This is a genomic window from Kineococcus sp. G2 (genome assembly GCF_037154035.1).
Lineage (GTDB): Bacteria > Actinomycetota > Actinomycetes > Actinomycetales > Kineococcaceae > Kineococcus.
In genome coordinates, this window is the sequence record NZ_JBBBEM010000024.1 from 42,164 (window position 1) to 51,972 (window position 9,809).

At 69.2% G+C, this 9,809-nt stretch carries 18 protein-coding genes; all 18 read right to left on the reverse strand.

Annotation, left to right across the window (positions count from 1 at the left end; all coding sequences use genetic code 11):
* Position 1: 1 nt before the first annotated feature.
* Positions 2-541 (reverse strand): 50S ribosomal protein L6, encoded by a 540-nt coding sequence (rplF, locus tag V9U69_RS05475; protein ID WP_337060295.1) that lies wholly within the window; start codon positions 539-541, stop codon positions 2-4.
* A 13-nt stretch (positions 542-554) separates the two neighbouring features.
* Positions 555-953 (reverse strand): 30S ribosomal protein S8, encoded by a 399-nt coding sequence (rpsH, locus tag V9U69_RS05480; RefSeq protein ID WP_242126745.1) that lies wholly within the window; start codon positions 951-953, stop codon positions 555-557.
* Between the two features lie 82 nt (positions 954-1,035).
* Positions 1,036-1,221 carry a type Z 30S ribosomal protein S14 gene (locus V9U69_RS05485; RefSeq protein ID WP_242126746.1) on the reverse strand — a complete coding sequence of 62 codons (186 nt, stop codon included), beginning with the start codon at positions 1,219-1,221 and terminating at the stop codon, positions 1,036-1,038.
* Positions 1,222-1,223: 2 nt separating this feature from the next.
* Positions 1,224-1,793, reverse strand: coding sequence for a 50S ribosomal protein L5 (gene rplE / locus V9U69_RS05490; protein WP_337060300.1), 570 nt, complete (start codon positions 1,791-1,793; stop codon positions 1,224-1,226).
* Positions 1,793-2,164 carry a 50S ribosomal protein L24 gene (gene rplX / locus V9U69_RS05495; protein WP_337060302.1) on the reverse strand — a complete coding sequence of 124 codons (372 nt, stop codon included), beginning with the start codon at positions 2,162-2,164 and terminating at the stop codon, positions 1,793-1,795. The genes rplE and rplX overlap by 1 nt, the downstream gene beginning before the upstream one ends.
* A 2-nt stretch (positions 2,165-2,166) precedes the next feature.
* Entirely contained in the window at positions 2,167-2,538 is a 372-nt protein-coding gene (rplN, locus tag V9U69_RS05500; RefSeq protein WP_242126750.1) for a 50S ribosomal protein L14, read from the reverse strand.
* 109 nt (positions 2,539-2,647) lie between these two features.
* The gene (gene rpsQ, locus V9U69_RS05505) at positions 2,648-2,932 is read right to left on the reverse strand and encodes a 30S ribosomal protein S17 (RefSeq protein WP_308220261.1); all 285 of its coding nucleotides are present in this window, start codon (positions 2,930-2,932) and stop codon (positions 2,648-2,650) included.
* Positions 2,929-3,177, reverse strand: coding sequence for a 50S ribosomal protein L29 (gene rpmC, locus V9U69_RS05510; RefSeq protein WP_337060304.1), 249 nt, complete (start codon positions 3,175-3,177; stop codon positions 2,929-2,931). Before rpmC ends, rpsQ begins: the two co-directional genes overlap by 4 nt.
* Positions 3,177-3,593: a 50S ribosomal protein L16 gene (gene rplP / locus V9U69_RS05515; protein WP_242126754.1), complete on the reverse strand. Its 417-nt coding sequence runs from the start codon at positions 3,591-3,593 to the stop codon at positions 3,177-3,179. Before rplP ends, rpmC begins: the two co-directional genes overlap by 1 nt.
* Before the next feature lie 3 nt (positions 3,594-3,596).
* Positions 3,597-4,448 carry a 30S ribosomal protein S3 gene (rpsC, locus tag V9U69_RS05520; RefSeq protein WP_337060307.1) on the reverse strand — a complete coding sequence of 284 codons (852 nt, stop codon included), beginning with the start codon at positions 4,446-4,448 and terminating at the stop codon, positions 3,597-3,599.
* The gene (rplV, locus tag V9U69_RS05525) at positions 4,448-4,828 is read right to left on the reverse strand and encodes a 50S ribosomal protein L22 (RefSeq protein ID WP_242126757.1); all 381 of its coding nucleotides are present in this window, start codon (positions 4,826-4,828) and stop codon (positions 4,448-4,450) included. The genes rpsC and rplV overlap by 1 nt, the downstream gene beginning before the upstream one ends.
* Before the next feature lie 55 nt (positions 4,829-4,883).
* Complete coding sequence (gene rpsS, locus V9U69_RS05530; RefSeq protein WP_337060309.1) at positions 4,884-5,165, reverse strand: 30S ribosomal protein S19; 282 nt, start codon at positions 5,163-5,165, stop codon at positions 4,884-4,886.
* Between the two features lie 18 nt (positions 5,166-5,183).
* Positions 5,184-6,020: a 50S ribosomal protein L2 gene (gene rplB, locus V9U69_RS05535; protein ID WP_337060310.1), complete on the reverse strand. Its 837-nt coding sequence runs from the start codon at positions 6,018-6,020 to the stop codon at positions 5,184-5,186.
* Positions 6,021-6,075: 55 nt separating this feature from the next.
* Complete coding sequence (gene rplW, locus V9U69_RS05540) at positions 6,076-6,387, reverse strand: 50S ribosomal protein L23 (RefSeq protein WP_337060311.1); 312 nt, start codon at positions 6,385-6,387, stop codon at positions 6,076-6,078.
* Positions 6,384-7,079 carry a 50S ribosomal protein L4 gene (gene rplD / locus V9U69_RS05545; protein WP_337060312.1) on the reverse strand — a complete coding sequence of 232 codons (696 nt, stop codon included), beginning with the start codon at positions 7,077-7,079 and terminating at the stop codon, positions 6,384-6,386. The genes rplW and rplD overlap by 4 nt, the downstream gene beginning before the upstream one ends.
* A 4-nt stretch (positions 7,080-7,083) precedes the next feature.
* Complete coding sequence (rplC, locus tag V9U69_RS05550) at positions 7,084-7,743, reverse strand: 50S ribosomal protein L3 (protein WP_442907612.1); 660 nt, start codon at positions 7,741-7,743, stop codon at positions 7,084-7,086.
* Between the two features lie 13 nt (positions 7,744-7,756).
* Entirely contained in the window at positions 7,757-8,065 is a 309-nt protein-coding gene (rpsJ, locus tag V9U69_RS05555) for a 30S ribosomal protein S10 (protein WP_012084982.1), read from the reverse strand.
* A gap of 440 nt (positions 8,066-8,505) precedes the next feature.
* Positions 8,506-9,699, reverse strand: coding sequence for an elongation factor Tu (gene tuf, locus V9U69_RS05560; RefSeq protein WP_337060314.1), 1,194 nt, complete (start codon positions 9,697-9,699; stop codon positions 8,506-8,508).
* Positions 9,700-9,809 lie beyond the last annotated feature (110 nt).

Genomic DNA, 9,809 nt, shown 5'->3' on the forward strand with positions numbered 1-9,809 from the left:
GTCACTTACCCGCCTTTCCGACCTTGCGGCGGATCTGCTCGCCGGCGTAGCGCACGCCCTTGCCCTTGTACGGGTCGGGCTTGCGCAGCTTGCGGATGTTCGCAGCCACCTCGCCGACCTGCTGCTTGTCGATGCCGGACACCGAGAAGCGCGTGTTGTTCTCCACCGCGAAGGTGATGCCCTCCGGGGCCTTGATGACGACCGGGTGGCTGAAGCCGAGCGCGAACTCCAGGTCCGTGCCCCGAGGGGTCACGCGGTACCCGGTGCCGACGATCTCGAGACGCTTCTCGTAGCCCTGCGTCACGCCCTGGACCATGTTGGCCAGCAGGGTGCGGGTCAGGCCGTGCAGAGCGCGCGAGGTGCGCTCGTCGTCGGGGCGGGTCACCTGCAGGGTGCCCTCCTCCGTGCGCTCCACCGCGATCGGCGAGGCGACGGTGTGCGTCAGCGTGCCCTTGGGGCCCTTGACCGTGACGGCGGGGCCGTCGATGGTCACGTCCACGCCCGCGGGGACGGGGATCGGGAGTCGACCGATGCGCGACATGAGTCCTCCTCCCTCACCAGACGTAGGCGAGGACTTCCCCACCCACGCCCTTCTTGTTGGCCTGCTTGTCGGTCAGGAGCCCGGAGGACGTGGACAGGATCGCCACGCCCAGGCCGCCCAGCACGCGGGGCAGGTTGGTCGACTTCGCGTAGACCCGCAGACCGGGCTTGCTCACGCGGCGCAGGCCGGCGATCGCACGCTCGCGGTTGGGGCCGAACTTCAGGTCCAGCGTCAGCTTCTTGCCGACCTCGGCGTCCTCGACGGACCAGGAGGCGATGTAGCCCTCGGCCTGGAGGATCTCGGCGATGTGCGACTTCAGCTTGCTGTACGGCATGGAGACCGTGTCGTGGTACGCCGAGTTGGCGTTGCGCAGACGCGTCAACATGTCTGCGATGGGGTCGGTCATCGTCATCGGGCTCGTCCGCCCTTCCTCGCCGGGGTTTCCGCACCGCGGAGCGCGGTGCGGACCTTCGGCGTCGTCGTGATGTTGGAGGTCACCAGCTGCTCTTGGTCACACCGGGCAGCTCGCCGCGGTGCGCCATCTCCCGCAGGCAGATGCGGCAGATGCCGAACTTGCGGAACACGGCGTGGGGCCGGCCGCAGCGCTGGCAACGGGTGTAGGCGCGGACAGCGAACTTCGGCTTGCGCGCGGCCTTGGTGATGAGAGCGGTCTTCGCCACGGTCAGTTCTCCTTGAACGGGAAGCCCAGCGCACGCAGCAGCGCCCGGCCCTCCTCGTCGGTCTTGGCCGTCGTCACGACCGTGATGTCCATGCCGCGCACACGGTCGATCTTGTCCTGGTCGATCTCGTGGAACATCGACTGCTCGGTCAGGCCGAACGTGTAGTTGCCGTTGCCGTCGAACTGCTTGGGCGACAGGCCGCGGAAGTCGCGGATGCGCGGCAGCGCCAGCGACACGAGGCGGTCCAGGAACTCCCACATGCGGTCGCCGCGCAGCGTGGTGTGCGCACCGATCGGCATGCCCTCGCGCAGCTTGAACTGCGCGATGGACTTGCGGGCCTTGGTGATCTGGGGCTTCTGGCCGGTGATCACGGTCAGGTCGCGCACGGCGCCGTCGATCAGCTTGGAGTCGCGAGCCGCCTCGCCGACGCCCATGTTCACCACGACCTTGACCAGGCCGGGGATCTGCATGACGTTGCCGTAGGCGAACTGCTCGTTCAGCTGACCCTTGATCTCGTCGCGGTAGCGCTGCTTCAGACGGGGCAGCGGGCGAGCTTCAGTCTCAGTAGTCATCAGATGTCCTTGCCGGAACGCTTGGCGACACGGATCCGGTTGGTCTTGGTCCGGCCGTCGCGCTCGACCTGCTCGGTGCGGATGCCCACGCGGGTCGGCTTGCCCGACTCCGGGTCGACCAGCTGCACGTTGCTGATGTGGATCGGGGCCTCGCGGACCTCGACGCCGCCGGCGACGCCCGGGCGGGCCTTCGTGTGGCGCTTGATCTGGTTGACGCCCTCGACGAGCACGCGCTGCGTGTCGGCGAAGACCTCCAGGACCTTGCCCTGCTTGCCGAGGTCCGAGGTCTTGGTGCCGTCCTCGTTGCGGCGACCGCGCACGCGGGTGACGACCTGGACGAGGTCACCCTTCTTGATGCGGATCTTCCCCATGGTCAGAGCACCTCCGGAGCCAGCGAGATGATCCTCATGAACTTCTTCTCGCGCAGTTCACGACCGACGGGCCCGAAGATTCGGGTACCGCGCGGGTCGCCGCCGTCGGCGCGGAGGATCACGGCCGCGTTCTCGTCGAAGCGGATGTAGGAACCGTCGGCGCGGCGACGCTCCTTCTTGGTGCGGACGATCACGGCCTTGACCACGTCGCCCTTCTTCACGTTGCCACCGGGGATCGCGTCCTTGACCGTGGCCACGATCACGTCACCGATGCCCGCGTAGCGGCGGCCGGAACCGCCGAGCACGCGGATGCACAGGATCTCCTTGGCACCCGTGTTGTCGGCGACCTTGAGCCGCGACTCCTGCTGGATCACTCTCTACTCCTTCGTCGCGCCGGTTCTCGACGCCCCGCGAGGGGGCGCCGAGCCTGGCCGAACGGACATGGGGTACGGGAGGCGGTGCGCACCTGCGCTCCGCCCGAGGTCACTTGGCGCGCTCGAGGACCTCGACGACGCGCCAGCGCTTGGTGGCGGACAGCGGCCGCGTCTCGGCGATGAGGACGAGGTCCCCCACGCCGGCGGTCGAAGCCTCGTCGTGCGCCTTGACCTTGGTGGTGCGGCGGATGACCTTCGCGTAGAGCGGGTGCTTCACGCGGTCCTCGACCTCGACCACGACGGTCTTCTGCATCTTGTCGCTGACGACGTAGCCACGGCGCGTCTTGCGGTAGCCGCGCTCGCTCGTCGCGGCGGCGGCGGTCTGCTCGCTCACTCCGCGGCCTCCTTCGTGATCGGCGCCTCGGTGATGCCGAGCTCGCGCTCGCGCATCGTGGTGTAGATGCGGGAGATGTCCCGCTTGACGGCCCGGAGCCGGGAGTTGTTCTCCAGCTGCCCGGTCGCGGACTGGAAGCGCAGGTTGAACAGCTCTTCCTTGGCCTTCTTGAGCTCCTCGACCAGCTTCGCGTCCTCGAAGCCACGCAGGTCGTCGACACCCAGGCCCTTGGTCCCGATGGCCATCACTCACCACCCTCGCGGCGCACGATCTTGCACTTCACCGGCAGCTTGTGGATGGCGCGGGTCAGCGCCTCCGAAGCGACCTTCTCGTTGGGGAACGACAGCTCGAACATGACTCTTCCCGGCTTCACGTTCGCGATCCACCACTCCGGGGAGCCCTTACCGGAACCCATGCGGGTCTCGGCCGGCTTCTTCGTGAGGGGGCGGTCCGGGTAGATGTTGATCCAGACCTTGCCGCCACGACGGATGTGGCGGGTGATGGCGATACGAGCCGACTCGATCTGCCGGTTGGTCACGTAGCCGCCCTCGACGGCCATGATCCCGTACTCGCCGAACGTGACGCGGGTGCCGCCGCTGGCCGCACCGCGCCGCGTGGGGTGGTGCTGCTTGCGGTGCTTGACTCGCCGTGGGATGAGCACTACTCAGCCCTCCGTTCCGTTGCTGCCCTTGCCGATCACCGGCTCGCTCGCCGCGGTCCCGGTCGAGGTGCTGCCACCGGCAGCGGCCTCGGCCACGGGCGCGCTGGTCGCGTCCTGCGCGGGACGGGGGCGACGGCCGCCGCGCTCGCCGCGGTCACTGCGCTCACCACGACGCGGGGCGCGCGGAGCGGCGGCCTGCGACTGGGCGAGCTCACGGCTGGTGACGTCACCGTGGTAGATCCAGACCTTCACGCCGATGCGGCCGAAGGTCGTGCGGGCCTCGTAGAAGCCGTAGTCGATGTTCGCGCGCAGCGTGTGCAGCGGCACGCGACCCTCGCGGTAGAACTCCGAGCGGCTCATCTCGGCGCCGCCCAGGCGGCCGGCGCACTGCACGCGGATGCCCTTGGCGCCGGAGCGCAGGGACGTCTGCATGCCCTTGCGCATGGCGCGGCGGAACGACACGCGGCTGGCGAGCTGCTCGGCGATGCCCTGCGCGACGAGCTGAGCGTCGATCTCGGGGTTCTTCACCTCGAGGATGTTCAGCTGCACCTGCTTGCCGGTCAGCTTCTCCAGCTCGCCGCGGATGCGGTCGGCCTCCGCACCGCGACGGCCGATGACGATGCCCGGCCGGGCGGTGTGGATGTCGACGCGCACGCGGTCGCGGGTGCGCTCGATCTCGACCTTGGAGATGCCGGCCCGCTCCATGCCCTTGGACATGAGGCGGCGGATCGCGACGTCCTCCTTGACGTAGTCGGCGTAGCGCTGACCCGTCTTGGTGGAGTCCGCGAACCAGCGGCTCTTGTGGTCGGTGGTGATGCCCAGTCGGAACCCGTGCGGGTTGACCTTCTGTCCCACTAGCGGGTCCTCCTCGTCTTCTTGGCGCCGGCGACTGCGGGGGCGACGACCACCGTGATGTGGCTGGTGCGCTTCAGGATGCGTCCCGCGCGGCCCTGGGCGCGGGGACGGAAGCGCTTCATCGTGGGGCCTTCGTCCACGTGGATCGCCTTGACCACGTAGTCGTTCGGGTCGAACGCCTCCGAGTGCTTGTCCGCGAGGAACTTCGCGTTCGCGATGGCGCTCTCGACGAGCTTGCGCACCGGCTCAGCCGCCGACTGCGGGGCGAACGACAGCACGGCGACGGCCTCGGTGGCCTGCTTGCCCCGGACGAGGTCGACGACTCGGCGCGCCTTCTGGGGCGTGACGCGGAGGTACCGCGTCTGCGCCTTGGCTTCCATCCCTGTCCTGCCTTCTGGTCTCAGTTCGTGACTTCGTTGCACTGAACCGCGGGGCTCAGCGACGACGACCCTTGCGGTCGTCCTTCTCGTGGCCCTTGAACGTCCGCGTGGGCGCGAACTCGCCGAGCTTGTGCCCCACCATCGCCTCGGTGACGAAGACGGGGACGTGCTTGCGGCCGTCGTGCACCGCGAACGTGTGACCCAGGAAGTCCGGCGTGATGACCGAACGGCGGGACCAGGTCCGGATGACGTTGTGCGTGCCGGCCTCGTTCTGGACGTCCACCTTCTTCTGAAGGTGGTCGTCGATGAACGGGCCCTTCTTCAAGCTGCGAGGCATGGTGGCCTGGACTCCCTATCAGCGCTTCTTGCCGGTGCGGCGACGACGGACGATGAGCTTGTCGCTCTCCTTGCCCGGACGCCGCGTGCGGCCCTCAGGCTGACCCCAGGGGCTGACGGGGTGACGGCCACCGGACGTCTTGCCCTCACCACCACCGTGCGGGTGGTCGATCGGGTTCATGGCCACACCGCGGACGGTCGGGCGCTTGCCCTTCCAGCGCATGCGGCCGGCCTTGCCCCAGTTGATGTTCGACTGCTCGGCGTTGCCGACCTCGCCGATCGTCGCGCGGCAGCGGACGTCGACGTTGCGGATCTCGCCGGAGGGCATGCGCAGCTGCGCGAAGCGGCCCTCGCGGGCCACGAGCTGCACGCTGGCGCCCGCGGAGCGAGCGATCTTGGCGCCGCCGCCGGGGCGCAGCTCGATCGCGTGGACCACGGTGCCGACCGGGATGTTCCGCAGCGGCAGGTTGTTGCCGGGCTTGATGTCGGCCGTGGGGCCGTTCTCGATCCGGTCACCCTGCTTCAGGCGGCTCGGGGCGATGATGTAGCGCTTCTCGCCGTCCACGTAGTGGAGCAGCGCGATGCGCGCGGTGCGGTTCGGGTCGTACTCGATGTGCGCGACCTTCGCCGGCACGCCGTCCTTGTCGTTGCGACGGAAGTCGATGACGCGGTAGGCGCGCTTGTGACCGCCACCGATGTGGCGGGTGGTGATGCGCCCGGTGGAGTTGCGGCCACCGGACTTGGTCAGCGGACGGACGAGCGACTTCTCCGGCTCGCTCCGCGTGACCTCGACGAAGTCGGCGACGGACGAGCCGCGGCGGCCCGGCGTCGTCGGCTTGTACTTGCGGATTCCCATTGCGTCGTTCCTCGGGTTCGAAGGTGTCTACGGCTTCTCGTGCGAGCCCTGGGGCTCAGGCGACCGAGCCGCCGAAGATGTCGATCGTGCCCTCGCGCAACGTCACGATGGCCCGCTTGGTGTCCTTGCGCTTGCCCGTGCCGTACCGGGTGCGCCGGCTCTTGCCCTGCCGGTTGGCGGTGTTCACCGCGGAGACCTTCACGCCGAAGACCTTCTCGACCGCGATCTTGATCTCGGTCTTGTTGGCCGCCGGGTCCACGATGAACGTGTACTTGCCCTCGTCGATGAGCCCGTAGCTCTTCTCCGAGACGACCGGCGCGATGAGGATGTCGCGCGGGTCCTTCTGGGTTCCGCCGAGCGCGCTCACAGGGTGCTCCCTTCCGACTCCGCAGCCACCGCGGTCGCGCTGCGACCCTTCGGCGGTCCCGCCACGAAGGCGTCCAGCGCCGCGCGGGTGAAGACGATGTCGTCGCTCTTCACGACGTCGTAGGTGTTCAGCTGGTCGGCGGGCAGGACGTGCACGCCGGCGATGTTGCGCAGGCTCTTGGCCGACACCTCGTCGTCGCGGGTGAGGACGACCAGCACGTTCTTGCGGCCGGACAGCGTCGACAGGAGCTTGACGGCCGTCTTCGTCGAGGGGGCCTCGCCGATGGCCATGCCCTCCACGACGTGCAGGCGCTCGTGACGGACCCGGTCCGAGAGGGCACCGCGCAGGGCGGCGGCCTTCATCTTCTTCGGGGTGCGCTGCGAGTAGTCGCGGGGCTGGGGGCCGTGCACGGTGCCACCGCCGGTGAACTGCGGGGCGCGCAGCGAGCCCTGGCGCGCGCGGCCGGTGCCCTTCTGCTTGTACGGCTTCTTGCCGCCGCCGCGGACGTCGCCGCGGGTCTTGGTGGCGTGCGTGCCCTGGCGCGCGGCGGCCAGCTGGGCCGTCACGACCTGGTGGATCAGGGCGACGTTCACCTGGCGGCCGAAGTCGGTCGCGGGCAGCTCGACGGTGCCGTTGGTACCGCCGTCGGCGGTGCGCAGCGGGACGGTGATGGCCTCAGTCGTCGTGGTCATGTGCTCAGGCCTCCTTCACGCGCGCCTTGGCGGCGGTCTTGACGAGCACGAGCCCGCCGCGGGGACCGGGGACGGCGCCCGTGATGAGCAGCAGGCCCTTCTCCGCGTCGACGGCGTGCACGGTCAGGTTCTGGGTGGTCTGGCGCTCGGCACCCATGCGGCCCGCCATGCGCAGGCCCTTGAAGACGCGACCGGGGGTCGCGCACCCGCCGATGGAGCCCGGCTTGCGGTGGTTGCGGTGCGAGCCGTGGGACGCGCTCACACCCGCGAAGCCGTGGCGCTTCATGACGCCGGCGAAGCCCTTGCCCTTGGTGGTGCCGACCACGTCGACGGTGGTGCCCGCGTCGAACACCTCGGCCGTGACCTCCTGGCCGGGCTCGTAGGACGCGGCGTCACTGGTGCGGAGCTCGACCAGGTGGCGGCGCGGCGCGACGCCGGCCTTCGCGAAGTGCCCGGCGGCCGGCTTGTTCGCCTTCCGCTGCGGGATCGCCATGGCGGCGAGCTGGACGGCCTCGTAGCCGTCGGTGGTAGTGGTGCGGACCTGGGTCACGACGTTGGGCTCGACCTTGACGACCGTGACCGGGATGAGGCGGTTGGCCTCGTCCCACAGCTGCGTCATGCCGAGCTTGGTGCCGAGCACCCCTCGCACTTGCCTGTCGCTCATCGTGTGCAGTCCCTCAGAGCTTGATCTCGATGTCGACACCGGCCGGGAGGTCGAGACGCATGAGCGAGTCGACGGTCTTCGGCGTGGGGTCGATGATGTCGATGAGGCGCTTGTGCGTGCGCATCTCGAAGTGCTCGCGGCTGTCCTTGTACTTGTGCGGCGAGCGGATCACGCAGTAGACGTTCTTCTCGGTCGGCAGCGGCACGGGCCCGGCCACCGAGGCGCCGGTCCGGGTCACCGTGTCGACGATCTTGCGCGCCGAGCTGTCGATGACCTCGTGGTCGTAGGCCTTGAGCCTGATGCGGATCTTCTGTCCCGCCATGGCGTCGTCTGACTCTCTCTCTTCGTACCGCTACTGACTCGCGCGCGGCGCGGGGCCCCGCCTGGGGCCCCGACCCCCGAGGTCGGGCGTGTCGCGCTCTCGCACGTTCTGCACCCTCGCCCGGTTGCCCGGTGTGGTCCCTAGCCGTGGTCACCCACGGCGGTCGTCCTGTTCAGGTTGACCGTCCGCCGCCCGTACGAGACGTTCGACGTTCGCGGCCGCCGGCCACCGGGCGGGATGAACCCGCGGCGGCACAGCAACCCCGATAGTCTGCCAGACAGGACCCCACCTTGGCGAATCGGGCCGCGCGCCCGGAGGACCTCCGGGGTACCCGCCGACGGCGGGTACCCCTCACGACGGAGGGGCGGGCCCAGGTGGACCCGCCCCTCCGCGCAGGGAGCGATCCGGCGGGGAGGCTCGCGCTCCCCCGCCGGCTCAGCTCACTTGATGATCTTCGTGACCCGACCGGCGCCGACGGTGCGGCCACCCTCACGGATCGCGAACTTCAGGCCCTCTTCCATGGCGATGGGCTGGATGAGGTCGACCTTCATCTCGGTGTTGTCACCGGGCATGACCATCTCGGTGCCCTCGGGCAGCGAGACGACGCCGGTGACGTCGGTCGTCCGGAAGTAGAACTGCGGACGGTAGTTGTTGTAGAAGGGCGTGTGACGGCCACCCTCGTCCTTGGACAGGATGTAGGCCTGGCCCTCGAACTCGGTGTGCGGCGTGATGCTGCCGGGCTTCACGACGACCTGACCGCGCTCCACGTCGTCGCGCTTGAGGCCGCGCAGGAGCAGGGCGGCGTTGTCGCCGGCCTGGCCGGTGTCCAGCATCTTGTTGAACATCTCGATGCTGGTCACGGTGGTCTTGGTCGACGCGGGGCGGATGCCGACGACCTCCACCTCCTGGTTGACGTTGAGCACACCGCGCTCGATGCGGCCGGTCACCACGGTGCCGCGGCCGGTGATGGTGAAGACGTCCTCGATCGGCATCAGGAACGGCTGGTCGACCGCGCGCTGGGGCTCGGGGATCGCGGTGTCGACCGCGTTCATGAGCTCCATGAGCTTGTCGCCCCACTCGGCGTCGCCCTCGAGGGCCTTCAGCGCGGAGACGCGCACGACGGGGACGTCGTCGCCGGGGAACTCGTAGCTGGAGAGGAGCTCACGCACCTCCATCTCGACGAGCTCGAGGAGCTCCTCGTCCTCCACCATGTCGGCCTTGTTCAGCGCGACGACGATGTAGGGGACGCCGACCTGGCGGGCCAGGATGACGTGCTCCTTGGTCTGCGGCATCGGGCCGTCGGTGGCGGCGACCACCAGGATGGCGCCGTCCATCTGCGCCGCACCGGTGATCATGTTCTTGATGTAGTCCGCGTGACCCGGGCAGTCGACGTGCGCGTAGTGGCGCGCCTCGGTCTGGTACTCGACGTGCGCGATCGAGATCGTGATGCCGCGCTGACGCTCCTCGGGAGCCTTGTCGATCTGGTCGAACGCCGAGGCCTGGTTCAGGTCCGGGTACTTGTCGTGCAGCACGCGGGTGATCGCCGCAGTCAGCGTCGTCTTCCCGTGGTCGATGTGACCGATCGTGCCGATGTTGACGTGCGGCTTAGTCCGCTCGAACTTCGCCTTCGCCACTGGGGGTCCTCCTCGGACTGTCGTTGCTTCCCCGGTCCGGTGGACCGGGTGAGTGGGGGGCCGGCCCACCGTCTGGTGACCCGGGGTGGTGGGGGGGGGGGGGGGGGGAA